Source organism: Streptomyces malaysiensis subsp. samsunensis (genome assembly GCF_024519315.1).
In the GTDB taxonomy this organism is placed as follows: Bacteria; Actinomycetota; Actinomycetes; order Streptomycetales; family Streptomycetaceae; genus Streptomyces; species Streptomyces malaysiensis.
In genome coordinates this window covers 1-25,550 of record NZ_JANIIC010000037.1, presented here as the reverse complement: position 1 = coordinate 25,550, position 25,550 = coordinate 1, and the positions used below count along the sequence as shown (strand labels likewise).

Below are 25,550 nucleotides of genomic sequence, written 5' to 3'. Positions count from 1 at the left end.
AAAGGAACATATCGCCATAGCCGGCCACTGCTCGATACACCATCGACCATAGACAGGCAAACCGGAACGCGTCCGCATGCCGGAGACGACCGCAACAATCGCGGTACAGCCAGTCTAATGAAGGACCTCGCACTGTCTAGCCTTGCAATGCACCAATCTTTTGGAGCACCACTACTGATTTCGTAGGTCGACTGGGTTTCTATCGTCACTCTGAGATGACGAACCCGTGTCCTCCGCCCCATCCGCCTCGATCCTGCGGGCGGTGCGGCGCAGCGACCGGGCCACCGCGGGATCCCCGCCGAGCCGGTCCAGCGCGTCCGCCACATGCAGCGCCAGATCGGCGTGCAGCCGGGTGTCACCGCAGGTCCGGGCGGCCGCGGCGACCTCCGCCCAGGTGCGCAGCGCCTCCTTCGGCCGCCCCGCGCGCTCCTGGGCCTCCGCGGTGCCGCCGAGCGCCCGTGCGTACCCCGGCCGGTCCCCCGCGCGGCGGCAGGCGGCCGATGCGGCACGCCAGTCGCGCAGCGCCTCGCCCCACTTCCCTGCGTAGCCGTGGACGGTGCCGAGCCGTGCGTACAGCCGGGCGGCCGCGGGCAGATCGCGGCGGCTCAGCCGCAGCTCCAGGGCGCGTCCGTACCAGTCGGCCGCCCGGTGCCAGTCCTCCAGCTCCTCGTATGTGCCGCCGATCGACTCCAGCGCGCGGCCGGTCGTATACGGATCGCCCGAGGCGCGGGCCGCCTCCAGGGCGCTCTTGTAGCGGGCGAGGGCCTTGTCCACCCGGCCCGCCCCGCCGTCCAGATCGCCGAGGTTCAGCAGCGCGGCCGCCCGTTCCACCGGCAGGTCGCGGCGCCGGGCCACGTCCAGCACCAGCTGATGCAGCCCGTACAGCTCCACCGCGGCACCCGCGGCGCCCCGGTGGGCGGTCAGGGCGTGGGTCAGCGCGGCCACCAACCGCCGTGCCAGGGTGTCGAGTCGGCCGGTCTCCACGGCCAGCCGGGCGGCCTCGATCAGCGTGGGCAGCCGCTCCTCCAGCCAGCCGGCCGCCTCCGCCGACGACGAAAACCGCAGCGGCTTCGGCATCCCGGCCAGCTTCTTACGGCCCGGCGAACCGGCGGGGTCGGCGGCCAGCCGGCACGCGTGCAGCTGCCGTACGGTCCGCTCCAGCATCCGCGCCCGCGCCAGCTCCACCTCCGCCGGGCGCTCCTCGGCCGCCAGCCGCTCCCGCAGCAGCGGATAGAGGCAGCCGGGCACCTGGTAGCGCCCCGGCCCGCGCGGGCGCAGCATCCCGTACGCGGCGAAGCCCTCCAGCGCCGCCTCGCCGTCGGCCACCGAGCAACCGGCCAGCGCGGAGGCGATCTGGGCGTCGGCCGAGCCGCCGGGCGCCAGCACCAGCAGCCGCAGCATCCGGGCGACGGCGGACGGCAGCGCGGCGAAGGCCAGCCGGAAGGCGCGGGTCAGGGGGCGGGCGCCATGGTCGAGGTCGCCCTCGTCCGGCGGCAGTTCGCGCAGCCGGGCCAGGGCGTCGGCGACCGACGCCTGGGGGCAGGCGGCGAGCCAGCCGCCGACCAGGACGAGCGCGGCGGGCTGCCCCGCGCACTCCTCGACCAGGGACTGCGCGGCCACCGGGTCGCAGGTGATCCGGGTGGGGCCGGTGTACTGCGCCAGCAGCCCGACCGCCGCGCTCACATCCAGCCCGCCCACCGTGCACGGCCGCACATCCGGCACCCCGGTCAGCGGGCCGCGCGAGACGGCGACCACCAGACAGCCGGGCTCATCGGGCAGCAGCGCGTCCACCTGCTCGGCCCCGGCCACGTCATCGAGCAGCAGCAGCACCCGCTTGCCGTCGAGCGCCGCGCGCAGCGCCTCGCTCAGATCGTCCTCGTCCGCGCCGGGCGGGGCGGTCACACCGAGCCGTCCGAGCAGCTCGCGGGCGGTGCGCTCGGTGGGAACGGGGTCTCCGGCGGAGGTCGTCAGCCGGGCTCCGAGCACTCCGTCGGGATAGTCGTCGGCGAGCCGCCTGGCGAGCTCCTCGGCCAGCGCCGTACGGCCCCAGCCGGGGCGGCCCGCGATCAGCAGCACCCGGCTGCGGGCGGCCTTGCGGCCGGCGAGGGTGTCCAGGCCCGCGCGCTCGATATCGGCCCGCAGCGAGAGCAGCTCCCGCCGCCGCCCGGCGAACCCCCGCCCCACGGAGGCCGCCGCCGCGAACAGCACGGCCCGGGTCGCCCCGCTCCACACCCCGCCGTCCTGGGCGTCCGCGCGCCCGGCCGCGGCACTCGCGGAGCGCCGCTGCCGCGGCGGGGTGTCGGAGGAGGCCGTCAGATCGTCCTGGGGCGGACGGCCGGAAGCGGACGGAGCAGGCGCGGCGGACGACGGCTGCCGCTCTTGGGGGGCCGCCGGCTCCCCATCGGTGTCGACCGCCTGCTCAGCCACGGGCCCACTCCCGTCCACCTGCGCGTACGAGCCCCTTCGGCTCACTATGAGCGTAGTTCACTCCGCGTCAGGTACCCGGCACTCGCGGCCCACAGCACGGACCGAAAATCACTCCATCGGATCTTCACCGGACCCGGGCGGGCCCAGGCGCCGGTTCCACGGTCCAGGCGTCGGCGCGACGGGCCCGCGCGCCGTCTCCGCGGGCCTGTGCGCCGGTTCCGTCGGGCCTGTGCGCCGGTTCCGTCGGGCCTGTGCGCCGGTTCCGTTGCGTCTACGCGGCGGTTCGTTGCGTCTACGCGGCGAAGGGCCGGGCCGGCCAGGGGGCGTCGGCGGGGCGGAGGGCGTCGATGCCGTCACCGGCGAGCGCGGCGTGCAGCGCCAGCGCGCCGACCGCGAGGCAGTTGTTGTGCAGCTCGCCGACGAGGGCGCCGCGTACCAGCTCCTCCAGCGAGACCCGGGCGAGCTCCATGTCGGCCTCCTCCTCGGAGACCTCGAACCGCTCGCCCTCGGCCGCGGAGATCTCCCGGGCCAGGAAGATCCGCACGGCCTCGTCACAGCCGCCGGGCGAGGTGTAGACATCGACGAGCACGCGCCAGTCCTCGGCCTTGACGTGCGCCTCCTCATACAGCTCCCGCTGGGCGGCGTGCAGCGGGTTCTCACCGGGGATGTCCAGGAGACCGGCCGGGATCTCCCACAGCCGCTGGCGGACCGGGTGCCGGTACTGCCGCAGCACGATCACCCGGCCGTCCTCGTCCAGGGCGAGGACGGCGACGGAGCCGGGGTGGACCTGGTAGTCGCGCTTGACCCGGCTGCCGTCGGGCATCTCCACCTCGTCCGTGCGCACGCTCGTCTTGTTGCCGGTGAACGGCGTGGCGGTGGCGGTGACCTGCCATTCCTCGGGGGTGTCCTGGATGCGCATGCTTGTCTCAGCGTCCTTTCCACGTGCGGTGACGGGGCGGTGGGGCCGCACCGGCCGCCCGCCCCCGTCAACCGTAGCGGTCAGACGCCGGCACCCCGGGTGTGAGCTGCGGTCTGTCGCAGGACCGCCGCCTTCACCAGCCCCGCGAAGAGCGGGTGCGGACGGGTCGGGCGGGAGCGCAGCTCGGGGTGGGCCTGGGTGCCGACCAGATAGGGGTGGGCCTCCCGCGGGTACTCCACGTACTCCACGAGCTTGTTGTCGGGGGAGGTGCCGGAGAAGACGATCCCGGCCTTCTTCTCCAGCTCACCGCGGTAGGAGTTGTTGACCTCGTAGCGGTGGCGGTGGCGCTCCTCGACATACGGCTGGTTGTCGTAGACCTCGCGGACGATCGAGCCCTCGGCCAGCTTGGCCGGGTACATGCCCAGCCGCATGGTGCCGCCCATGTCGCCCTCGCCCGCGACGATGTCGAGCTGCTCGGCCATGGTGGAGATCACCGGGTCGGTGGTGGCGGGCTCGAACTCGGTGGAGTTGGCGCCCTCGATGCCCGCGAGGTTCCGCGCGGCCTCGATGACGATGCACTGGAGCCCGAGACAGAGGCCCAGCAGCGGGATCTTGTTCTCCCGGGCGTAGGTGATCGCGCCGACCTTGCCGATCACCCCGCGGTCGCCGAAGCCGCCGGGGATGCAGACCGCGTCCACGCCGTCGAGCTGCTCCCGGGCGCCCGCCGCCGTCTTGCAGTCGTCGGAGGTGACCCACTTGATCTTGACGCGGGCGCTGTTGGCGAAGCCGCCGGCGCGCAGCGCCTCGGTGACGGAGAGATAGGCGTCGGGCAGGTCGATGTACTTGCCGACGAGCGCCACGGTGACCTCGTGGTCGGGCTGGTGGACCCGCTCCAGCAGATCGTCCCACTCGGTCCAGTCCACGTCGCGGAAGGGCAGATCCAGCTTGCGGACGACATAGGCGTCCAGGCCCTCGGAGTGCAGCACCTTCGGGATGTCGTAGATCGACTTGGCGTCGATGGCGGCGACCACGGCCGCGTCGTCCACGTCGCACATCAGTGAGATCTTGCGCTTGATGGAGGTCGGGACCTCGCGGTCGGCTCGCAGCACGATCGCGTCCGGCTGGATGCCGATGCTGCGCAGCGCGGCCACCGAGTGCTGGGTGGGCTTGGTCTTCAGCTCGCCGGACGGGCCGATGTAGGGCAGCAGTGAGATGTGCACCACGAAGACGTTGTCCCGGCCGACCTCGTGCCGGACCTGGCGGACGGCCTCCAGGAAGGGCAGCGACTCGATGTCGCCGACGGTGCCGCCGACCTCGGTGATGACGACGTCCACGTCGTCGGTGGCCATGCGCCGGATGCGGTGCTTGATCTCGTTGGTGATGTGCGGGATGACCTGCACCGTGTCCCCGAGGTACTCACCGCGCCGCTCCTTGGCGATTACGGTGGAGTAGACCTGGCCGGTGGTCACGTTGGCCGAGCCGTCCAGGTCGACGTCGAGGAAGCGCTCGTAGTGGCCGATGTCCAGATCGGTCTCCGCGCCGTCGTTGGTGACGAACACCTCGCCGTGCTGAAAGGGGTTCATCGTGCCCGGATCGACATTCAGATACGGATCGAGCTTCTGCATGGTGACGCGCAGCCCGCGCGCCTTCAGCAGAGCCCCCAGACTGGAGGCGGTAAGGCCCTTGCCGAGTGAGGAAGCGACACCCCCGGTGACGAAGAGGTGCTTGGTCGTCATGGGTTTAGCGGCAATGGCCAAGAGGGGGCTCCCGTGGTCGCGTCGTGAGTGTGCGTACGGCAGCCGTTCCGGGGTCCGGGGGAGCCGTCGCTGAGGTTCGGGGGTTTTGTGCCCGCCGCTCCACGGGCTACCAGGGTATCAGCGCCCCGGAGCGGTCGCTGATGACCTGGTTCCCGCGTTCGGTCTGCGCAATCGCCCGAACACCATGCGTGACCTGGCCACCCGATCGGCCGCGAGATGCGAGCCACGATGTGGACGGGCTCAAGCGGATCACCGCTCGCCGTCGTATCCTCTTCGGACGCACGCATGCGAGCCACCCCGGCACGGCACCACCAGCACGCCCCCGGTACAAGAGCTCGTCAGAATTTTCCGAGACCGTAAGAAGCGCCCTCCGGGGCAATACGGCCGTTCGAATGGGGAATGCACGTGGCCGGGCGTATCGAGGATTACGCACTGATTGGTGATATGCAGACGGCCGCTCTCGTCTGTAGAGACGGGACGGTTGAGTGGCTGTGCCTGCCTCGCTTCGACTCCCATGCCGTCTTCGCCAGTCTGCTGGGGACCGAGGAACACGGCTTCTGGCGGCTGGGGCCCGCCTCCCCCACGGGGAGCGAACCGCCCGCCGCCGACCGCCGCCGCTACCGCGGCGACTCGCTGGTCCTGGAGTCGGAGTGGGACACTCCGCGTGGCACGGTCCGTGTGATCGACTTCATGCCGCCGCGTGACGGCGCCCCGCAGCTGGTGCGGATCGTCGAGGGGGTCAGCGGCCGGGTGCCCATGCGCTCGTCGCTGCGGATGCGGTTCTCCTACGGCTGGGTCGTGCCCTGGGTGCACAGGGTGGACACCCGGACCGTCGCCGTGGCGGGGCCGGACTCGGTGTGGCTGGACACCGAGGCCGACACCTACGGCAAGGACCTCACCACCTACTCCGACTTCACGGTGGGCCCCGGCGACCGGATCGCCTTCACCATCAGCTGGCAGCCCTCGCACAACGAGCCGCCCGCGCTGCCCGAGCCGGAGGTCGCGCTGGAGGCCACCGAGGCGTTCTGGCGGGAGTGGGTCGAGCAGTGCACGTACCACGGCCCCTACCGGGACGCGGTGGTCCGCTCGCTGATCACGCTCAAGGCGCTGACGTACGCCCCCACCGGCGGCATCGTCGCGGCGCCCACCACCTCCCTCCCGGAGGAGATCGGCGGCGTCCGGAACTGGGACTACCGCTTCACCTGGCTGCGGGACGCGGCGATCACCCTCTCCTCGCTGCTGCGCACCGGCTACCGCGAGGAGGCGCGCGCCTGGCGCGAATGGCTGCTGCGCGCGGTCGCGGGCGATCCGGAGAACCTCCAGATCATGTACGGCATCGCGGGCGAGCGGGAGTTGGCCGAGGCCGAGCTGACCTGGCTGCCCGGCTATGAGAACTCCCAGCCGGTCCGGGTCGGCAACGGCGCGGCGGGCCAGGTCCAGCTCGATGTGTACGGCGAGGTCACCGAGGCGCTGCACCTGGCCCATATGACGGGTCTGGCGCGCAACGACTACGCGAGCATCCTCCAGCTGAAGCTGATCGGCTACCTCGAGGACCACTGGGACGAGCCGGACGAGGGCATCTGGGAGGTGCGCGGCCCGCGCCGGCACTTCGTGCACTCCAAGGTGATGGCCTGGGTCGCGGTCGACCGCACCGTCAAGCTGATCGAATCCGGCGATGTGGACGGCCCGTTGGACCGCTGGCGGGAGCTGCGCGACGAGATCCACCGGGAGGTCTGCGAGAAGGGCTACGACGCCGAGCGCAATACCTTCACCCAGTCCTACGGCTCCAAGGAGCTGGACGCCTCCCTGCTGCTCATCCCGCAGATGGGCTTCCTGCCGCCGGACGACAAGCGCGTCATCGGCACCATCGAGGCGATCCAGCGGGAGCTGTCGACCGAGGACGGCTTCGTCATGCGCTACCCCACGGCGGGCGAGGACGCCGGGGTGGACGGTCTGGAGGGCGACGAAGGGGCCTTCCTGGCCTGCTCGTTCTGGCTCGCCGACGACCTGGCGATGATCGGCCGGGTGGACGAGGCCCGGAAGCTCTTCGAGAAGCTGCTCGCGCTCCGCAACGACCTCGGGCTGCTGTCCGAGGAGTGGGACTCGCGCAACCAGCGGTTGGTGGGCAACTTCCCGCAGGCGTTCAGCCATGTGCCGCTGATCGACACCGCGCTGCGGCTGACGGCGTCCGGCGCGTACGGAGGCTGATCCCCGGCCCGGGCCCTGAGGGCCCGGGCACCCCATGTCCGGGCTCGGCCCGCCGGGCGGCGTCCGCCGGGCGGGCCCAGGCCGGTCGAGGCGGGACATCGACCGGGCGGCTGAGCGGCCTCGCCGAAGTCCGGTGCGGTTCGGCTGCGCCCCGAAGGGGCGCGGGGCTGCGTCGATGTGCGGCTCCGCCGCGGCTGTGTCGATATGCGGCTCCGCCGCGGCTGTGTCGATATGCGGCTCCGCCGCGTGGGACCGGCCACGACGCAGCCGCGGACGAACGACCGCACCTCGCGGCACTTCCCGCGGAGCGCTTAGCGTGGCGGCATGGAACCGCAGGGAACGATCACCGTGGCGCGGGCCCTCGCCCTTCCCGCCCTGCGCCGCGGGCTCCCCGAGGTGGTGTCCGGGGAAGAGCTGCTGGACCGCCCGGTGCGCTGGGTGCACGCGGGCGAGGCGCCCAATATCGCCGCGCTGCTCAAGGGCGGTGAGCTGCTGCTGACCACCGGTCTGGGGGTCGGACCGCGCCCCGCCGAACAGCGTGCCTTCGTCCGCCGGCTCGCCGAGCGGGGCATCGCGGCACTGGTGGTGGAGCTGGGGCCGCGGTTCCGCACGCTGCCGGGGCCGGTCGTGGAGACGGCGCGCTCGTGCGGGCTGCCGCTGGTACAACTCCATCGCGAGGTGCCGTTCGTAGCGGTCACCGAGGAGATCCACACCGAGATCGTCAATGAGCACTACGCCCTGCTGCGCCAGGCCGAGGTGGTGCACCGGCAGGCCACCGAGGTGCTGCTGAGCGGCGGCGGGGTGCCGGAGATCCTGCGCCGCTTCGCCGCCTTCGCGGCCAATCCGGTCTTCCTGGAGACCCCCGACGGGCAGCTGCTGTACGCGGCGGGGCCGGGCGGTGCGTCCCCGGCGGGCGCGGCCGATCCGCTCCAGGTGTGGGAGGGGCTGCGGGCGCGGCGCGCGGCCGAGCGGCCCGAGCCTCCGGCGGGCAGTGTGATGGCCGACATCCCGGGCGGCGGGCCCGGCCCCGGTGCCGTACGGGCGCGGCTGACCGTGCTGCCGGTGGCCGGGCCGCTGGGTCCGGTGCACCGGATCGCGGCCGAGCGGACGGCGGATCTGCTGGCGGTGGTGCTGCTGCGGGCGCGCCAGGAGGAGGAGCTGGCGGCGCGCGGGCGCGGGGACTTCCTCACCGATCTCGCGGAGGGCCGGATCGAGGCGTCGGACGCCCCCGCGCAGGCCCGGGTGCTGGGCTTCCGGCCGGGCTCGGGCGGATCGCTGCTGCCGGTGGTGATGCGGCTGGTGGAGGATCCGCGGCCGCTGGCCGGGGGCCAGGAGAGCTGGGCGGCGCTGGCCCACGCCCTCCAGGAGGAGCTGGCGGGGGTCGGGGTGCCGGTGCTGCTCGGCGTACGGCTTCCGGAGGGGCGGGTTCCGCTGCTGGCGGGGCTGCGCGGCGCCACCGAGCGCGGCGCGGTGGCCGAACGGATCGCGGCGGCGCTGCGGGCCGCGGTGGAGCGGGCCTGGCCGGAGCGGGCCGGCGCCCGGCCGCCGGTGGTGGTGGTCGCCGGGCTCGCGGTCGGCTGGGACGCGGCCGGCGCCGAGCTGCGGCACGCGGCGGAGGCGGCGAACGCGGCGTGCGGTCCGGCCGACCGGGGCTGGTACGACGTACGGAGCCTGGATGTCGACCTGTTGCTGTGGCGACTGCGGGAGCACGGCGATCTGGCCGCCTTCGTCGACCGGGTGATCGGTCCGCTGCTCGCCCATGACCGCACCGCCCGTCCGCCGCTGGTGCCCACCCTCGAGACGTATCTGCGGCATGCGGGCCGCAAGGCGGAGACGGCCCGCTCGCTGCACCTCAACCGCCAGACGCTGTACGACCGGCTGGCCCGGATCTCCCGGCTGCTCGGCAGCGACCTGGAGGACCCCCGGACGGTCCTCGCCCTGGGGGTGGCCCTCCAGGCCCGCCGCCATGTGAGGTGACGCGTTCGCGGGGCGGCCCCGCCGCGCGTTCGCGGGGCCGCCCCGCCGCGCGTTCCGGGGGCCGCCCCGCCGTGCCCGGGCTCCCCCGCCCGGCGTCCCCCCGTACCGCCGGGCGGGGAGGGGCTCCCTCACCCGTCCGCGGCGCCGCCCCGCCGTGGCGCCGCGGACACCTCCCCGCCCGGCCGCTCCGTGCCGAACCGCGGCTCAGAACGGGGTCAGGGTGAGCGTGATCTCCTTCGGGGCGGTGTCCTGGATGTAGGACGCGAACTCGGCCACGTCGTCGAAGGCGAAGCCGTACGCCTTGCCGTCCACGGTCGCCGCGTGCATGGCCTTGGCGTAGTGGTTGGTGACGTCCTCGCCGTAGAAGGCGGCCGGGTCGGTGGTCGGCTGGGCGTCGGCGTTGTGCAGCGTGCTGCGGTTGAAGCCCGCGCCGAGGATCGCCGCGACCGGGCCGGTCGTCCCGTCGTTGGGCGCGGCCAGGGCGCCGTCGCAGAACAGCACGTCCTTGGTGGAGGGCTTGTCGAAGGAGACCGAGGCCGGTCCGGTGAAGGAGAACTTCCCGTCGCTCACCCGGCCGGTGAAGGTACCCGCGTTGGTGGTGACCTTGAGGTCCTTCGATCCGTAGGCGTCCCAGACCTGGTCGACGTAGGACGCGAAGTAGTCCTCCGCGAACAGACCCGAGGCCATGCCATGGCCCGGAGCGATCACCCGCAGATTGTCGCCGATGATCAGCTTCTTGAAGGCGTCGACTCCGGCGAGGTCGGAGAAGACCTTGTCACGGGCACCGTCCTTGAGGGTGCCGGTCGTCTGGTCCTCGGCGCCGGTGAGGTGGATCGACAGCGGGACGCTGAACATGTCCACCATGGTGGTGTTGCAGAACATCCCGGAGTCGTTGTACGTGAACTCCGCGCAGTCGTGCATGATGTCGAAGTTCGGGTCGCCGGACACCCATCCCGCGGGGTACTGGAGCGCGGCCTTGCCCGCCCCGTCCTCGACCACCTTGAGCTTGAGCTTCGAACCGAGCGCGACATAGATCCGGCCGGACATCTGAGGCAGGTTCAGCTTGGTGTCACCGCTTCCGGACAGCGGGATCGCGTAGTCGGTGAAGCCGTCCGAGCCGTTGTCGGAGAGCGCGACGGGGGCCGTGGTGCCGTCGGGGGTGACCCGGACCTGCTGGTCGCCCGCGTTGCCGACGATGTAGAGCCATACCGACCCGTTCTCGTACTTCCCTGTCTTGTTGACGATGGTCAGGGGCAGAGAGGCGGCCGCCTTCGCGCTCGGCGCGCCGCTGGCGCGGCCGCCTGCGAGGGCCAGACCGGTTCCCGCGGCGGCGGCGGAGGCAGCGATTCCACCCAGCAGCTTCCTGCGACTGATCATGATGATGGTGCTCCTCGGCGTAGTGGGGGTTGCCGGGAAAATGGCGTGGGGGGTGACGGGAGGCGCGCTGTTGAGAGCGCTCTCGCGTTCCTGCCCTGCACCCTGCCGATCAACGACCGGGCCCGTCAACCCCTTCACGCAGAAAGGTCTGAACCAACTCGTCATAGACGCTGAGCACATGGGCGACGGTGTCGTCCTCCGTCGGCCAGCCGGCCGTCCGCGCCCGCCCCGCCGCGGTGAGCTCCACCCGGCGCACCGGGTCGGCGAGCAGCCCGGTCACGGCGTCGGCCAGGGCCTCGGGGTCGCCGTACGGGACGAGTTCAGCCGCGTCCCCGACCAGCTCGGGCACCCCGCCCACCGCCGTCGCCACCAGCGGCACCCCCGCGTGCAGCGCCTCCTGGGCCAGCAGCGAGCGCGCCTCCCAGCGGCTGGAGAGCACCGCGACATCGGCCGCGGAGAGCAGCCCCGGGACATCGTCCCGCCGCCCGAGCAGCCGCACCGGCAGCCCCTCCGTGTCGATCCGGCGCTGGAGCACCGCACGGTCCGGCCCCTCCCCCGCCACCACCAGCAGCGGCCGCGGATCCAGCGCCCGCCAGCGCCGCGCCGCGTCCAGCAGCGGGCCATGTCCGGCCATCGCCTCCAGCCGTCCCACCGTGACCAGCAACGGGCGCTCCACCACGCCCAGTTCGGCCCGCGCCTTCTGACGGCGGCCGTCGCCGGTCTCCGGCACCCGGCGCGGGGCGGGCACCGCGACCGGGGCCAGCCGCGCGTCACGCGCACCGCGGGCGCGGGCCCGGTCCACCAGATCCGAGGAGACCCCCAGCACGATCGCGGCGGCCCGCGCCACCCGGCGCTCCATCAGCCGGACGAGACGGGCCCGCGCCCCCTCGGCGTCCAGGCGGGTGTGCCAGGTGACGATCAGCGGCACATTCCGGCCACGCAGCGCCTCCGCCGCCAGCAGCCCCGAGCGCAGCCCGTGGGCGTGCACCAGGGCCGCTCCGAGGGTGGCCTTGCGCAGCGACGCCATGCTCCCGGCGTCCGTCAGCGCGTCGAGCCCGGTGAACCGCGCTCCGGTCTGGGTGAAGCCGTAGCCCCGCTCGGCGCTCCAGGGCCCGCACACGGTCACCCGCAGTCCGCGCGCCACCAGCCCGGCCGCCAGCGACCGCACATGCACCCCGCTGCCCGAACTCCCACCACCCAGCACCTGGACGGCGTGCAGCGACGGCTGCCCGTGCGGCGGGACCGGGGTGCAGCTACTGCTCACGCGGGCGGAGCTCCTGAGATGGTGAACGGGTCGAGAAGGGGACGGCCCAAGGATGCCAGCACTCACCGAACCCTCGTCGCAACGCCCCCAGGCCATGTCTGCCCCGAGCCCGTCCGCACGTCCGCGGTATCACCCTTTCGGGTGAAGGGTCGGTGTTCCGCCCACCACGAAGGGCCAGCGTTCCGCCCGCCTCGACGCGGAGGGTTGGTCGGCGTCTCGCGCGCGCCGCGAAGCGAAGGGGGCATCCCACGCCCCGCGAAGGGTCGGCGTCCCGCGCGCACCGCCTTACGAAACACCAGCGCCCCACGCCCCGCGAAGGGTCAGCATCCCACACGCGCCGCGAAGCGAAGGGTCAACGTCTCGCACGCCGCGAAGGGGCGACGTCCCGCCCGCGCCACCTTACGAAACACCAGCGCCCCACGCCCCGCGAAGGGCCGACGTCCCGCCCGCGCCGCGAAGCGAAGGACCAGCGTCCGGCACACGCCGCGAACCGCCAGCACCCCGCACACGCCGCGAACCGCCAGCGTCCCAGGCACGCCTCAAAGCATCAGCGCCCGGTGCGCGGGCCCAAGCGAAGGGGCGGCGGCCATGCCCCGCGCCGAAAGGCCGGCGTCCCGCGCGCGCCGCGGGTCGTCAGCGTCCGGCGCGTGCCGCCTCCAGGAGCTCTTCGGCATGCGCCCGCGCGAGTTCGGAGTCCTCCTGGCCCGCGAGCATCCGCGACAGCTCCCGTACGCGGTCCTCGCCCTCCATGGCCTTCACCCCGCTGCGGGTCACCGACCCGTCGTTGGTCTTCTCGACCACCAGATGCCGGTCGGCGAAGGCCGCGACCTGCGGCAGATGGGTGACCACCACGACCTGCGCGGAGCGGGCGAGCCGGGCCAGTCGGCGGCCCACCTCGACCGCCGCCTTGCCGCCGACGCCCGCGTCCACCTCGTCGAAGAGATAAGTCGGCACCGGGTCGGAGCCCGCGAACACGACCTCGACCGCGAGCATCACCCGGGACAGCTCGCCTCCGGAGGCGCCCTTGGCGATCGGCCGGGGCGGGGCGCCCGGGTGAGGGGCGAGCAGCAGCTCGACCTCGTCGGCGCCGTGCGGCCCGAAGACGACCGGGCGGCCGCCCACCTCGATGCCGTCCTCCTCCGTCTCGGTCTGGCGGATCGCGAACGTGACCCGGGCGTGCGGCATCACCAGCGAGGCCAGCTCGGCGGTGACCGCCTCCGCGAAGCGCCCCGCCGCCTCCGTACGGGCGTCCGTGAGCGCCTGCGCCAGCTCGCCCAACTCGGTGCGGAGCGCGTCGCGCTCGGCGGTCAGCTCGCCGATGCGGTCGTCGTCGCCGTCGAGTTCGGCCAGCCGGGCGGCGCCCTGCTCGGCCCAGATCAGCACATCCGCGATCGTCTCGCCGTACTTACGGGTCAGCTGGGTCAGCGCGGCGCGGCGCTCCTCGACGCCCGCCAAGCGGATCGGGTCGGCGTCCAGGTTGTCGGCGTACCCGGCGAGGTCCCCGGCCACGTCGGACAGCAGGATGCCGACCTCGCCGATCCGGTCGGCCAGCCCGGCGAGCGCCGGGTCATGGGAGCGCACGGCCTCCACGGCGCGATGGGCGCCCGCGACCAGGGTGGCCGCGTCCACGCCCTCCGGGTCCTCCGGGTTCCCGGCGAGGGCGGTGTGCGCGACGGCGGCGGCGGACGCCAGGGCCTCGGCGTGCCCCAGCCGCTCGGCCTCGGCCGCCAGCTCCTCGTCCTCCCCGGGGCGGGGCTCGGCGGCCGCGACCTCCTCGAGGCCGAAACGCAGCAGATCCGCCTCCTGCGCCCGCTCACGAGCGCGCGTGGTCAGCTCCTCCAGCTCGGCCGAGACGGCGCGCAGCCGGCGGTACGCGCCCGCGTACTTCTCCAGGGGCCCGGCCACCGCGGCCCCCGCGTACCGGTCCAGCGCCTGCCGCTGCCGGGCGGGGCGCAGCAGGCCCTGCTGATCGGTCTGGCCGTGCACGGCCACCAGATCGTCGGCCAGCTCGCCCAGCAGCCCCACGGGCACCGAACGGCCGCCCACATGTGCGCGCGACCGCCCTTCGGCGGAGAGCGTACGGCTGATCAGCAGCACGCCGTCCTCGAGTTCGGCCCCCGCCTCCTCGGCCCTTACGGCCGCCGCCGAGCGGGCGTCGACCGTAAGGCGCCCTTCGACGACCGCCGCCTTGGCCCCGATCCGCACCAGGGCAGCGTCGGCCCGGCCGCCCAGCAGCAGCCCGAGGCTGGTGACGACCATGGTCTTGCCCGCGCCGGTCTCACCGGTCACCGCGGTGAAGCCGGGCGACAGCTCGACGACCGCGTCGTCGATGACGCCCAGCGCACGTATCCGCATCTCCTCCAGCACGTGAAAGACCATACGAGGTTTGGCCGGTGCGATGCGACGAAGGGGCGCCACTTATGGGGTCCGCCCGCACATCTGCCCGGGGTGGGTGGGGTGCGGGTGCCTCCGGCGGAGAGCCCCCTACCCGCCCCTTCCCGAAACGAAGGGGCTCCGCCCCCTCGCCCCCCGCCGGGGCGGAGCCCCGGGTTCGGGGAGGGGGCGGGTAGGGGAACAGCCCGCCGCAGGCGGCACAACCCGCCGGACACCCCTAGTGCGGCGCCCCCCGCCACCCCGCCACCGGAAGCGCAAACTTGGCGACCAACCGGTCCGTGAACGACGCGTGGTGAAGCCGAGCCAACCGCACCGGCACCGCCCCCCGCCGCACCTCCACCCGCGCCCCCGCCGGCAACTCCACCGTGCGCCGACCGTCGCACCACAGCACCCCGTGCGGCGTCTGCGGCTGCACCTCCACCGCGAGCACCGACTTGGGCGACGTCACCAGCGGCTTGGCGAAGAGCGCATGGGCGCTGATCGGCACCATCAGCAGCGCCTCCACCTCGGGCCACACCACCGGCCCGCCCGCCGAGAAGGCGTACGCCGTGGAGCCGGTCGGGGTCGCGCAGACCACGCCGTCGCCGCCGAAGCGGGAGACCGGGCGGTTGTCGACCTCCGTGACCACCTCGAGCAGCCGCTCACGCGCGGCCTTCTCGACCGACGCCTCGTTCAGCGCCCAGTCCGTGTGCACGATGTGCCCGTCGTTGCGGACCAGCACATCGATCGTCATCCGCTCCTCGACCTCGTACTGCCGGGTCACCACCCGGTCCACGACCTTGTCGAGGTCGTCCCGCTCCGCCTCGGCGAGGAAGCCGACCCGGCCGAGGTTCACCCCGAGCATCGGCACGCCCGAGACCCGGGCGAACTCCGCGCCGCGCAGCAGCGTCCCGTCCCCGCCGAGCACGACCAGCAGCTCACAGCCGTTCAGCACATCACGGTCCGCGTCGACACGCTGGACAGCGGGTGGCAGCGGCAGGTCCGCGGCCTCGGCAGCGAGCACCCGCACCCCGATTCCGCTGCGCAGCAGCCCCTGGACGACCAGCTCGGCGCTGCGGATGGCCGCGGGACGGCCGGTGTGCGCGAGGAGGAAGACGGTGCGGTCCGCCGTCGGCTCGGCCGCCCGCGTCGACGGCATACGCGCCGCGTCGGGTACTGCTTCCTTCTCCTGCGCTGCTTCTGAAGTGGTCAACTGGGCCCCTCCGCCACTGCACGGTCAACATCCGCCGGGTCCAGTGCCGGCGCCCCGGCGCGCATCCACAAAAAGTACTCGACATTGCCCGACGGCCCCGGGAGCGGGCTGGCCGTTACGCCCAGCACGCCCAGTCCGAGTTCCGCCGCCCGTCCGGCCACCGTACGCACCGCCTCGGCGCGCAGTTCGGCGCTGCGGACCACGCCCCCGCTGCCCAGCCGCTCCTTGCCGACCTCGAACTGCGGTTTGACCATCAGCACAAGATCGGCGCCGGGCGCCGAACACCGTACGAGGGCGGGCAGTACCAGCCCGAGCGGGATGAAGGAGAGATCACCGACCACCAGGTCCACCGGCTTCCCGCCAATCCGCTCAAGTGTCAGCTCGCGTACGTTCGTACGGTCGTGAACACTGACGCGTTCATCGCTCTGAAGCGACCAGGCGAGCTGGCCGTAGCCGACGTCCACGGCGAGCACCCGCGCGGCGCCCGCGCGCAGCAGGACGTCCGTGAAGCCCCCGGTCGACGCGCCCGCGTCCAGCGCCAGGCGCCCCGCGACCTTCAGCTCCGCGCCGGGGACCGGGCGGACCCCGGGGTCCTGCCCCGCGCCCGCGCCCTGCCGGTACTCCTCGCTGAAGGCGTGCAGCGCGCCCGCCAGCTTGTGGCCGCCGCGCGAGACATAGCCCGGATCGCTGTCGTCCTCGATCACCACGACGGCCGCGCTCTTCTCCACCTGGGTGGCCGGTTTGGTCGCCACCGCCCCGCCGACGGTGACCCGGCCCGCGGCGATCAGCTGGCTGGCATGCTCACGCGAACGTGCCAGCTCGCGGCGGACCAGCTCCGCGTCGAGTCGTGCGCGTCGTGGACGGGTCACTGCCACGGGCGGTTCAGCTCCTGAGGTTGTCTACGAGGTTGTTTACGAGGTTGTTTACGAGGTCGTTTACGCAGCGGACGGGGGGCGCGGACCGGGCGGCGGGGGCCCGGGGCGCCGGTCGAGTGCCGTCAGCGTGTCGCGCAGGCCCCGGTGGACATCCTCGTACACCTCCAGATGGCCGCTTGTCGCGAGGTGGTCGGCATCGGCCAGCCGGCCGAGCCGGGCGTCCACCTCGGGAACGCCGGTGGGCGTACGGTCCACGCCGAGCGGGGCCGGATCGGCGGGGCCGGGCGGCTCGGGCACGGGGGCGTCAACCGGCTCCGTGGCGAGCACCGGCTCCGGCACGGAAGCGGAAACCGGCTCCGGCGCGGCCTCCGGGGCCCGCTCGGCCGCCGGCTCGGGCTGTGGGCCGGGCCATCCGGCCGGCATCGGCTCGCTCATGGCCCCGACGCTACCGCGAATCCCTCGTTCTCCGACGTACGGGACCTGCGGTAACGTCGTCCGCGATGGCGACCTTGCAACAGTGCCGCAGCGCACTCGACAAACTCGCGGAGAACCTCGCCTCCGCGAACGGGGACCTTCGCAGCGCTACCGCGCTCGATCGCTCCGTCAGCTGCTGGATCACCGACCTGGACACCACCTTCATCGGCCGTCTCGTGGACAGCAGGATCGAGGATGTGACGCCCCTGTCGGGCGCGCCGACCGAGCGTGCGCAGATCCGACTGGCGATGACCGGTGACGACCTGGTGGCCCTGGTCGACGGTGAGCTGCACTTCGCCCGGGCGTGGGGCAGCGGACGGATCAAGCTCGAGGCCGGGCTGCGCGATCTGCTGCGGCTGCGGAAGCTGCTTTAAGGCGGGCGCCCCCAGCTTCAAGACGGGCACCCCAGCCGCACCGAGGACGCCCTTCAAGCCGCCTCCGAGCCACCGCCGCCCTCCGAGCCACCGCCATCCCTCACGACTCGCTCGCCGAGGCCGCCGCCAGAGGCGCCTCGACCCGTGCCGTACGGGACCGGCGGGCGGCCGGGATGACCAGCGGCGTCCCCGTCTCCGGGTCGTCGATCACCTGACAGGGCAGCCCGAAGACCCCCTCCACCAGCTCCGCCGTGACCACGTCCGCCGGCGCCCCCTCCGCGACGATCTCCCCGCCCCGCATCGCGATGAGATGGGTGGCGTAGCGGGCGGCGTGGTTCAGGTCGTGCAGAACCGCGACGAGGGTACGGCCCTGCTCCTCGTGGAGCTGGGCGCACAGGTCCAGCACATCGATCTGGTGTTGGATGTCCAGATATGTCGTGGGCTCGTCGAGGAGCAGCAGCGGGGTCTGCTGGGCGATGGCCATCGCGATCCACACCCGCTGGCGCTGACCGCCGGACAATTCGTCGACATAGCGATCGGCGAGCTCCGCCACCCCGGTCGCCGCCATCGATTCGCCGACGATCCGCTCATCCGTCTCCGACCACTGCCGCAGCAGCCCCTGGTGCGGATAGCGGCCGCGGGCGACCAGGTCGGCGACGGTGATCCCGTCCGGGGCAATCGAGGACTGGGGCAGCAGCCCGAGGGTGCGGGCGACCTTCTTGGCGGGCAGCGAGCCGATCGCCTGCCCGTCCAGCAGCACCGATCCGGCCACCGGCTTGAGCATCCGGGACAGGGCGCGCAGCAGGGTCGACTTACCGCAGGCGTTCGGCCCGACGATCACCGTGAAGGAGTGGTCGGGGATGGTGACGGACAGCTCCTCGGCGACCGTGCGCCGGTCGTAGGCGAGGGTCAGCCCCTCCGCCATGAGCCGCTGCCGCTGGTCCGGAGCGCCGCTCGGGCTGGAAGCCGCGGTCTGCCGGGTGTCCTTGTCCATGTCCTCTTCCGTCCGGGTCGTGTCCACAGTCGTCATATCCGCCCCGGCGTCATTCCGCCACCGGCGCCCGCGCCCCCCGTCGTCATATCCGCCCCGCCTTGCGCTCGGTCACCAGCAGCCACAGCAGATAGGCGCCGCCCAGCATCCCGGTGAGCACCCCCACCGGCAGCTGATCGGCCCCGAAGGCGCGCTGCGAGGCCCAGTCGGCGGTGACCAGCAGTGCGGCGCCCATCCAGGCCGCGGGGAGCAGGTTCGGACCCGGTGAGCGGGTGAGCCTGCGGGCCAGCTGCGGGGCGACCAGCGCCACGAAGGCGACGGGCCCGGCGGCGGCCGTGGCGGACGCGGTCAGCAGCACGGCCGCGCCCATCATCACCATCCGCGTCCGCTCCACCGGCACCCCGAGGGCGTAGGCGCTGTCGTCGCCCATCTCCAGCATCCGCAGCCCCGGGGCATGGCCGAGGACCACGGGCAGCAGCACCGCGCAGACGGACAGCAGCGGCCAGACCTGGTCCCAGTCGCGGCCGTTCAGCGAGCCGGTGAGCCACATCACCGCACGCGCCGCGTCCTCCTGATGGGCCTGGGTGAGCAGATAGCCGTTGACGGCGGTGAACGTCGCGGAGGTGCCGATGCCCACCAGGACCAGCCGATACCCATGGACGCCCTGCCGCCAGGCCAGTGCGTAGACGCCGATCCCGGTGAGCACCCCGCCGAGGACAGCCCCGGTGGCGACCACACTCGGATCGCCCTTGATGAGCACGATGGCCGTGAGCGCCCCGGCCGCCGCCCCCTGACCGAGGCCGATCACATCCGGACTGCCCAGCGGATTGCGGGAGATGGACTGGAAGATCGCCCCGCCCAGCCCCAGGGCCGCGCCGACCAGCAGCCCCACCAGCACCCGCGGCAGCCGCAGTTCGTTGACGATGAAGTCCTGGGCCACGGTGCCCTCGCCGAACAGCGTGCGCACCACATCGGCGGGGGCGATGGGGAAGTCACCTGTGCCGATCAGCACCACGCTCATCACCAGCGCCACGGCGATCAGCAGCAGCCCCACGACCGCGCCGCGGATGTCCAGGCGCAGCGAGAGACCTGCGGTGCGCACCGTGACCCCGCGCGTCCCGGGCTTTCTGATGCGCTTGCTCGCGTTCACAGTTGGGCCATCCTTCGGCGGCGTACGAGGAAGATGAAGAGGGGCCCGCCGACGAAGGTGGTGACGACGCCGACCTGGAGCTCCGCGGGCCGGGTGACCAGCCGGCCGATCACATCGGCGCCCAGCAGCAGAACGGGCGAGAGCACCGCGGCGTACGGCAGGATCCAGCGCATATCGGGCCCGGTCAGCGCGCGGACCAGATGCGGCACGATCAGCCCGACGAACGCGATCGGCCCACAGGCGGCGGTCGCGGCCCCGCACAGCAGGGTGACCGCGACCATCGAGAGCGCCCGGGTGCGGTTGAGGTTGCTGCCGAGCGCGCGGGCCGTGTCGTCGCCGAGCGCCACGGCGTTCAGCGAACGGCCGAGCGCCACCGCCAGCACGGCGCCGACCAGGAGGAACGGGGCCACCTGCCGGACCACGGTCATATTGGCTGAGGCGAGTGAACCGACCGTCCAGAAGCGCATCTTGTCCAGCGCCGCGGTGTCCAGCAGCTCCACCGCGTTGACGTATCCGTAGAGCGCCGCGTACACCGCCATCCCGGCGAGCGCGAGCCGCACCGGGGTGGCGCTCCGGCTGCCGCCGAGCGCGTACACCAGCACGGACACGACGGCGGTGCCGAGGAACGCGAACCACACATAGCCGGTGAGGGAGGTGATGCCGAGAAAGCTGATGGCCGAGACGACGGCGGCGGACGCGCCCGCGTTCAGCCCCAGCAGCCCGGGGTCGGCGAGCGGATTGCGGGTGAGGGCCTGGATGACCGCGCCCGCGAGGCCGAGGCCGACGCCGACGAGCACCCCGAGGATCGTGCGCGGCAGCCGTACGTCCCGGATCACCACATCGGTGTCGCTGCCGGTGTAGTGGAACAGCCCGTGCCACACCTGGTCCAGCGGAATCGGTTTGGCACCGATCGCGATGGACGCCGCGGCGATCGCCAGCAGCACGCCCAGGGAGGCGACCAACCCGGCCGCACGGCGCGCGGTGCGCCGCCGGGGCGGCGCGCTCGCTGTCTCGGGCCCGGCTTTCGCCGGACTGACCAGGGTCACGCGGAACTCCACCTCACAGCACGGCCGATCGGGACTCAGCTTAAGTTAGGTTACCCTAAGTCCCGACGGCCACATCCATGCGGGCTCCCTGGACCGCGAGTTCGGCGCACAGCCCGGCCGCTGTCGGCGCACAGCCCCCGACAGCGTCGGCGCACGGCCCGGCGGCGTAGGCGCACAGCCCTACCGCGCCGAGACCGCGCCGGCTCACAGCCCCAGCCGCGCCAGAGCCTTCCCCGCGTCCGCGCCGCTCACACCGTCCCCCGCCTCGGCCCACGCCGCCGCGCACAGCGCCCGCAGCCCGTCCAGCGGCTGATCGCCCTCGCCGTCCAGCACCAGCGCGCCGTTCTCGACCCGCGCGGTCCAGCCCCCGCACCGGAAGCCGCCCGCCGCCCCGCCCGCCGCCCCGTCCGGCTCCACCTCCGGCTGTGGGGTGAGCAGCCCCCGCAAGTCGCGGTCCACATACGACGGCCGGTGTCCGGGCTCGGCGGCCAACAGCTGTGCGGGCGTGGTCACCCCGGTCAGCACCAGCAGCGAGTCCACCCCGCCCGCGTACGCGCCCTCGATATCGGTGTCCAGCCGGTCCCCGACCACCAGCGGCCGCCGGGCGCCGGTCCGCAGAATCGTCTCCCGGTGCATCGGCGGCAGCGGCTTCCCCGCGGCCTGCGGGGACTTGCCCGTCGCGATGCGCACGACCTCCACCGCCGCGCCGTTGCCCGGGGCGATGCCCCGGCCGCTGGGAATCGTCAGATCCAGGTTGGAGGCGAACCACGGCACCCCGCGCGCCACCGCGTACCCCGCCTCCATCAGCCGCGCCCAGGGCAGGTCCGGCCCCCCGTACCCCTGCGCCACCGCCGCCGGGTCGTCGTCCGCCGAGTCCACCGGGGTCAGCCCGCGCTCGCGCAGCGCCACCCGCAGCCCCTCCCCGCCGATCACCAGCACCCGCGCACCCTGCGGCAACTGCTCGGAGATCAGCCGGGCGACCGCCTGCGCGGAGGTGATCACATCGTCGGCGCCTGCGGGCATCCCGAGCCGCGTCAGATGCTCGGCCACCGCCGCCGGCGTACGCAGCGCGTTGTTGGTCACATACGCCAGCCGCATCCCGTCGTCCCGCGCGGCCACCAGCGACTCCACGGCGTGGTCGATCGCCTCGCCGCCTGCGTACACCACCCCGTCGAGGTCCAGCAGGGCCGTGTCGTACGCCTCGTTCAGCGGCCGCCGACTGGGCTCGGGCCGGGTGCGGACAGGCTGGTTCATGGGGGCCACTCCTCGCGGATCTGTGCGCTTCTCCCCCGATCATCGCGTATCGCCGCCCGGGGCATAACATTCACTGATGAGCATTCCAGGGCCTGGCGGACAAGGTCTTCAGCTCACCCCCTTCCGGGGGCTGCGCTATGTCGCGGAGCGGGTCGGCAGTCTCGCCGCCGTCACCTCACCGCCCTACGACGTGGTCGTCAGACCCGACGGACTGCGCCAGCTCGAGACGGCGGACCCGTACAACATCGTCCGGCTGATCCTCCCGCAGGCCGACACCCCGGAGGCCCGCCACCGCCAGGCCGCCGAGACGCTGCGCCGCTGGCAGGCCGACGGAGTGCTCGCCCCGGACCCCGAACCCGCGCTCTACGTCTACGAACAGCGCGACGGGCCAACCCTCCAGCGCGGGCTGATCGGCGCACTGCGGCTGAGCCGCCGTGAGGAGGGCATCGTCCTCCCCCACGAGGAGGTCATGCCGCATATCGTCGAGGACCGAGCCGATCTGATGCGGGCCACCGCGGCCCATCTGGAACCCCTGCTGCTCGCCTACCGCGGCAACGGGAACGGGACCTCGGCGAACGAAGCCTCCGGGTACGGAACCGGTGGTGGCGGAACGGGCGGGAGCGGAATCGGCGGGGAAGGGATCGGCGGGGCCGCGCGGGTCATCGAACGCACCATCCGGGGCGAGCCGTTGCTCTCCACGACCACCGAGGACGGCGTCGACCACCATCTGTGGCGGGTCACCGACCCCACCGACCTGGTGGAGGTCGCCGCGGACCTCCGCCACCACCAGGCCCTCATCGCCGACGGCCACCACCGCTGGGCCACCTATCTTCGGCTGCGCGAGGAGCGGCGGGAGCCCGGCCCCTGGGACTACGGACTCGTCCTGCTCGTCGACACCGTCCGCTATCCGCTCCGGGTCCGGGCCATCCACCGGCTGCTCCGCCGGCTGTCACCGGACGACGCGCTCGCGGCGGCGCGGCGCGCCTTCCGGGTGCGGACGATCGACGGCCCGCTCCCCCGCGCCCTGGAGACTCTCGGCGAGGCGGCCCACGCCGAACCCGGCGCGCCAAACGCCTTTCTGCTGGCCGGGGACGGCCGCTTCCACCTCCTGGACCGGCCGGACCCCGAGCTGCTGGCCCGAACGATCCCCGAGGGACGGCCTGAGGCATGGCGGACGCTGGACGCGACCGTGCTCCACCACACCCTGCTGGACCAGCTGTGGGACGTCCCGGACACCCCCGAGCACATCGGCTACATCCACGACCCGACGGCCGCCGTCGAGCAGGCGGAGCGGCTGGGCGGTACGGCGGTGCTGATGCATCCGGTGCGCGAGGACGTCGTACACGAACTGGCGCGGCAGGGCATCGCGATGCCGCACAAGTCGACGTCCTTCGGGCCGAAACCGGCGACAGGGCTGGTGCTGCGGAGCCTGACGCTGGGCTGAGCCTTTCTCGGTCCGTCCGAGCCCTCCGACCCGTCTGCGCCTTTCAGCCGCGGACATGCGTGAGTCTTACGGCGGCGGACATGCGAAGGGGGCGGGATCCCGGTGTGGGATCCCGCCCCCTTGTGACATCAGCTGTCGTCGCCGGCCTTCTCGGGCCCGGCCTGGCCGTCCTCGGACGTCGCCTCCGCCACCGGCCTGGCCTCTTCGGCCGGTTCCTCGGCGCCCTCGTCCCCGGCCTTTTCCTCTACCGCGTCCTCCGCCGCCTCCGCCGCGTCCATGGGCTCGGCGGCCGTGGGCTCCTCGACCGGCCGAGGGGCCTCGTCGTCCGCCTCCTGCTCCAGGTCGAGGGCGTCCACGAACTCGACGCCGTCCAGCTCGGCGAGCCGGTCCGACGCGTCCGTGGTCCCGCCCTGATCCGCCTCGAGCGCCTTGGCGAACCACTCACGGGCCTCTTCCTCGCGGCCCACCGCCAGCAGCGCGTCGGCGTACGCGTAGCGCAGCCGGGCGGTCCAGGGCTGGATGGCATGCGAGGCCAACTCCGGGCTCTGCAAGGTGACCACGGCGGCGTCGGCCTGGCCCATGTCGCGCCGGGCACCCGCGGCCACCATCCGCATCTCGACCTGACCGGCCCGGTCCAGCTTCTGCACCTCCGGCTCACCGGCCATGGCCAGCGCCCGCTCGGGACGGCCCATGCCGCGCTCGCAGTCGGCCATCACCGGCCACAGATCGGAGTTCCCGGTCATCCGCCGCGCGGCGCGGAACTCCGCGAGCGCCTCGGCGTACTTGCCGACGCCGTACGAGGCGAAGCCCGCGGCCTCGCGCACGGCGGCCACCCGGGAGGCGAGCCGCAGGGCGACGCGCGAGTACTGGTACGCCCGCTCGGGGTCGTCGTCCAGCAGCTTGGCCACCATGACGAGGTTCTTGGCGACGTCCTCGGCAAGCGTCTTCGGCAGGCTCATCAGCTCCTGCCGCACACCCTTGTCGATCTCCTCGCCGGTGACGTCCTCGGGGATCGGCATCCGCTTGATCGGCTCACGGTCGCGGTCCCGCACACGGTCGTCGCGGCGTCCGTAGCCCCCCGCGCGGTCGTCACGGCGCTGGAAGCCACCGCCGCCGGCCCGCCGATCGTCACGGTCCCGACCCTGACCGTACGGCCGACGCGGCCCGCGGTCGTCGCGACCGCCCCGGAACCCACCGTCCCGGTCATCACGCCGCGGCCCACGGGGCCGCTCATCACGACGATCCTCACGGCGGTCGTCACGACGGAACCCGCCACGGTCATCGTCACGGCGGTACGAAGGCCGCTCATCACGACGGTCGTCACGACGGAATCCACCGCGGTCGTCATCACGGCGGTACGAGGGCCGCTCATCACGACGCTCATAGCCGCCACCCCGGCCGCCACGATCACGATCATCGCGGCGGAACCCACCACGGTCATCACGACGCTCATCACGACGGAACCCGCCACGGTCGTCATCACGGCGGTACGAGGGCCGCTCATCACGACGCTCATAGCCGCCACCCCGGCCGCCACGATCACGATCGTCACGGCGGAACCCACCACGGTCATCACGACGCTCATCACGACGGTCATCGCGCCGGTAGCCACCACGGTCGTCGTCCCGGCGGAAGCCCGGCCGATCGTCACGGTCCCGGCGGAAACCGCCCTGCCGGAAGCCACCGTCGCGGTCATCGCGACGTGGCCCACGCGGCCGCTCATCACGGCGGTCGTCGCGCCGATCGTCACGCCGGTCATCACGGCGCTCGTAACGTCCGGTCGGACGGCCGCCCCGGTCGTCGCGGCGCCCATAGCCGCCCGGACGGCCGCCTCGGTCCTCGTCCCGACGAGGCCCACGCGGGCGCTCGTCCCTGCGGTCGTCCCGACGGTCATCCCGGCGGTCATCGCGACGGAATCCGCCACGGTCGTCATCGCGGCGCGGCCCGCGCGGTCGGTCATCGTGGCGATCGTCACGCCGGAAACCACCGCGACCGCCGTCGCGGCGCGGTCCGGAGCCGCGGAACTCCCGCCGGTCGCCGGCGTCCCGGCGCCGCGGCTCGCGGCCCGACCGGTCGTCGGGAGAGTTGGTGGACATCGGCGTGACTCCTGTCTTCATGTACTACAGCCATTCTCCCGCACCAGACACACTGATGCGGGCCCAGCAAAAAAAGGACCCTTGGTCCCAGCATGCACGCTGGGGCCAAGGGTCCTTCAAAGATTGTTCGGCGGCGTCCTACTCTCCCACAGGGTCCCCCCTGCAGTACCATCGGCGCTGAAAGGCTTAGCTTCCGGGTTCGGAATGTAACCGGGCGTTTCCCTAACGCAATGACCACCGAAACCCTATCGGGTTCTAGCGAACAAGCACACTCTTCAATTAAGTCAAGTGGAACTGATTCACCGGTGCGACTGTTCGCAACCCGGGAACC

Annotated in this window: 19 protein-coding genes and 1 rRNA gene; 4 read left to right on the top strand and 16 right to left on the bottom strand. The window is 73.0% G+C overall.

The window, feature by feature from the left end; all coding sequences use genetic code 11:
* Positions 1-171: 171 nt before the first annotated feature.
* The 3 genes from NQU54_RS28335 to pyrG form a co-directional block, all read right to left on the bottom strand.
* Positions 172-2,427 (bottom strand): tetratricopeptide repeat protein, encoded by a 2,256-nt coding sequence (locus NQU54_RS28335; protein WP_372506063.1) that lies wholly within the window; start codon positions 2,425-2,427, stop codon positions 172-174.
* Between the two features lie 292 nt (positions 2,428-2,719).
* The gene (locus NQU54_RS28330) at positions 2,720-3,346 is read right to left on the bottom strand and encodes an NUDIX domain-containing protein (protein WP_257633553.1); all 627 of its coding nucleotides are present in this window, start codon (positions 3,344-3,346) and stop codon (positions 2,720-2,722) included.
* Between the two features lie 80 nt (positions 3,347-3,426).
* Positions 3,427-5,082 carry a CTP synthase gene (gene pyrG, locus NQU54_RS28325; protein WP_069868759.1) on the bottom strand — a complete coding sequence of 552 codons (1,656 nt, stop codon included), beginning with the start codon at positions 5,080-5,082 and terminating at the stop codon, positions 3,427-3,429.
* Positions 5,083-5,502: 420 nt separating this feature from the next.
* Between pyrG and NQU54_RS28320 the strand changes: the two genes are divergently transcribed.
* Together NQU54_RS28320 and NQU54_RS28315 are read left to right on the top strand one after the other, a co-directional pair.
* Positions 5,503-7,311, top strand: coding sequence for a glycoside hydrolase family 15 protein (locus tag NQU54_RS28320; RefSeq protein WP_069868757.1), 1,809 nt, complete (start codon positions 5,503-5,505; stop codon positions 7,309-7,311).
* A gap of 324 nt (positions 7,312-7,635) precedes the next feature.
* Positions 7,636-9,288: a PucR family transcriptional regulator gene (locus NQU54_RS28315; RefSeq protein WP_257633552.1), complete on the top strand. Its 1,653-nt coding sequence runs from the start codon at positions 7,636-7,638 to the stop codon at positions 9,286-9,288.
* A gap of 204 nt (positions 9,289-9,492) precedes the next feature.
* Here NQU54_RS28315 and NQU54_RS28310 read toward each other — a convergent pair whose 3' ends face one another.
* The 6 genes from NQU54_RS28310 to NQU54_RS28285 all read right to left on the bottom strand — a co-directional run bounded on the left by NQU54_RS28310 (position 9,493) and on the right by NQU54_RS28285 (position 16,813).
* Complete coding sequence (locus NQU54_RS28310; RefSeq protein ID WP_257633551.1) at positions 9,493-10,665, bottom strand: glycoside hydrolase family 64 protein; 1,173 nt, start codon at positions 10,663-10,665, stop codon at positions 9,493-9,495.
* Between the two features lie 109 nt (positions 10,666-10,774).
* Positions 10,775-11,929: a glycosyltransferase family 4 protein gene (locus NQU54_RS28305; RefSeq protein WP_257633550.1), complete on the bottom strand. Its 1,155-nt coding sequence runs from the start codon at positions 11,927-11,929 to the stop codon at positions 10,775-10,777.
* Positions 11,930-12,562: 633 nt separating this feature from the next.
* The gene (recN, locus tag NQU54_RS28300) at positions 12,563-14,308 is read right to left on the bottom strand and encodes a DNA repair protein RecN (RefSeq protein ID WP_257633549.1); all 1,746 of its coding nucleotides are present in this window, start codon (positions 14,306-14,308) and stop codon (positions 12,563-12,565) included.
* Between the two features lie 232 nt (positions 14,309-14,540).
* Positions 14,541-15,461 (bottom strand): NAD kinase, encoded by a 921-nt coding sequence (locus NQU54_RS28295; RefSeq protein WP_069868751.1) that lies wholly within the window; start codon positions 15,459-15,461, stop codon positions 14,541-14,543.
* 50 nt (positions 15,462-15,511) lie between these two features.
* Positions 15,512-16,384, bottom strand: coding sequence for a TlyA family RNA methyltransferase (locus NQU54_RS28290; protein WP_257633604.1), 873 nt, complete (start codon positions 16,382-16,384; stop codon positions 15,512-15,514).
* 66 nt (positions 16,385-16,450) lie between these two features.
* Positions 16,451-16,813 carry a hypothetical protein gene (locus NQU54_RS28285; RefSeq protein ID WP_372506067.1) on the bottom strand — a complete coding sequence of 121 codons (363 nt, stop codon included), beginning with the start codon at positions 16,811-16,813 and terminating at the stop codon, positions 16,451-16,453.
* A gap of 77 nt (positions 16,814-16,890) precedes the next feature.
* On the opposite strand from NQU54_RS28285, the gene NQU54_RS28280 reads away from it, so the two are divergent.
* On the top strand, positions 16,891-17,238 hold the full coding sequence (locus NQU54_RS28280; RefSeq protein ID WP_257633547.1) for a sterol-binding protein: 348 nt from the start codon (positions 16,891-16,893) through the stop codon (positions 17,236-17,238).
* A 100-nt stretch (positions 17,239-17,338) separates the two neighbouring features.
* On the opposite strand, the gene NQU54_RS28275 is transcribed toward NQU54_RS28280, so the two are convergent.
* The 4 genes from NQU54_RS28275 to NQU54_RS28260 all read right to left on the bottom strand — a co-directional run bounded on the left by NQU54_RS28275 (position 17,339) and on the right by NQU54_RS28260 (position 21,679).
* Positions 17,339-18,163, bottom strand: a complete 825-nt coding sequence (locus NQU54_RS28275) for an ABC transporter ATP-binding protein (protein WP_257633603.1) — start codon at positions 18,161-18,163, stop codon at positions 17,339-17,341.
* A gap of 151 nt (positions 18,164-18,314) precedes the next feature.
* Complete coding sequence (locus NQU54_RS28270; protein ID WP_257633546.1) at positions 18,315-19,379, bottom strand: FecCD family ABC transporter permease; 1,065 nt, start codon at positions 19,377-19,379, stop codon at positions 18,315-18,317.
* Entirely contained in the window at positions 19,376-20,425 is a 1,050-nt protein-coding gene (locus NQU54_RS28265; protein WP_257633545.1) for a FecCD family ABC transporter permease, read from the bottom strand. Before NQU54_RS28265 ends, NQU54_RS28270 begins: the two co-directional genes overlap by 4 nt.
* 204 nt (positions 20,426-20,629) lie before the next feature.
* Positions 20,630-21,679 (bottom strand): HAD hydrolase-like protein, encoded by a 1,050-nt coding sequence (locus tag NQU54_RS28260; RefSeq protein WP_257633544.1) that lies wholly within the window; start codon positions 21,677-21,679, stop codon positions 20,630-20,632.
* A gap of 76 nt (positions 21,680-21,755) precedes the next feature.
* Between NQU54_RS28260 and NQU54_RS28255 the strand changes: the two genes are divergently transcribed.
* Positions 21,756-23,123 (top strand): DUF1015 family protein, encoded by a 1,368-nt coding sequence (locus NQU54_RS28255; RefSeq protein WP_257633543.1) that lies wholly within the window; start codon positions 21,756-21,758, stop codon positions 23,121-23,123.
* A gap of 128 nt (positions 23,124-23,251) precedes the next feature.
* On the opposite strand, the gene NQU54_RS28250 is transcribed toward NQU54_RS28255, so the two are convergent.
* From NQU54_RS28250 to rrf, 3 genes are all read right to left on the bottom strand, one after another.
* On the bottom strand, positions 23,252-24,142 hold the full coding sequence (locus NQU54_RS28250) for a tetratricopeptide repeat protein (protein ID WP_257633602.1): 891 nt from the start codon (positions 24,140-24,142) through the stop codon (positions 23,252-23,254).
* Complete coding sequence (locus NQU54_RS28245) at positions 24,082-25,083, bottom strand: hypothetical protein (RefSeq protein WP_306279142.1); 1,002 nt, start codon at positions 25,081-25,083, stop codon at positions 24,082-24,084. Before NQU54_RS28245 ends, NQU54_RS28250 begins: the two co-directional genes overlap by 61 nt.
* Positions 25,084-25,344: 261 nt before the next feature.
* A 5S ribosomal RNA gene (gene rrf / locus NQU54_RS28240) occupies positions 25,345-25,461 on the bottom strand.
* Positions 25,462-25,550: the final 89 nt, after the last annotated feature.

Coding starts and splice junctions, on each gene's coding strand:
- NQU54_RS28245 (WP_306279142.1), bottom strand. CDS start 25,083: ATGACCGACCGCGCGGGCCGCGCCGCGATGACGACCGTGGCGGATTCC.
- NQU54_RS28260 (WP_257633544.1), bottom strand. CDS start 21,679: ATGAACCAGCCTGTCCGCACCCGGCCCGAGCCCAGTCGGCGGCCGCTG.
- NQU54_RS28285 (WP_372506067.1), bottom strand. CDS start 16,813: ATGCCGGCCGGATGGCCCGGCCCACAGCCCGAGCCGGCGGCCGAGCGG.
- NQU54_RS28275 (WP_257633603.1), bottom strand. CDS start 18,163: ATGGCGGAGGGGCTGACCCTCGCCTACGACCGGCGCACGGTCGCCGAG.
- NQU54_RS28310 (WP_257633551.1), bottom strand. CDS start 10,665: ATGATCAGTCGCAGGAAGCTGCTGGGTGGAATCGCTGCCTCCGCCGCC.
- NQU54_RS28315 (WP_257633552.1), top strand. CDS start 7,636: ATGGAACCGCAGGGAACGATCACCGTGGCGCGGGCCCTCGCCCTTCCC.
- NQU54_RS28255 (WP_257633543.1), top strand. CDS start 21,756: ATGAGCATTCCAGGGCCTGGCGGACAAGGTCTTCAGCTCACCCCCTTC.
- NQU54_RS28295 (WP_069868751.1), bottom strand. CDS start 15,461: ATGCCGTCGACGCGGGCGGCCGAGCCGACGGCGGACCGCACCGTCTTC.
- NQU54_RS28250 (WP_257633602.1), bottom strand. CDS start 24,142: ATGCCGATCCCCGAGGACGTCACCGGCGAGGAGATCGACAAGGGTGTG.
- NQU54_RS28280 (WP_257633547.1), top strand. CDS start 16,891: ATGGCGACCTTGCAACAGTGCCGCAGCGCACTCGACAAACTCGCGGAG.
- NQU54_RS28320 (WP_069868757.1), top strand. CDS start 5,503: ATGCACGTGGCCGGGCGTATCGAGGATTACGCACTGATTGGTGATATG.
- pyrG (WP_069868759.1), bottom strand. CDS start 5,082: ATGACGACCAAGCACCTCTTCGTCACCGGGGGTGTCGCTTCCTCACTC.
- NQU54_RS28330 (WP_257633553.1), bottom strand. CDS start 3,346: ATGCGCATCCAGGACACCCCCGAGGAATGGCAGGTCACCGCCACCGCC.
- recN (WP_257633549.1), bottom strand. CDS start 14,308: ATGGTCTTTCACGTGCTGGAGGAGATGCGGATACGTGCGCTGGGCGTC.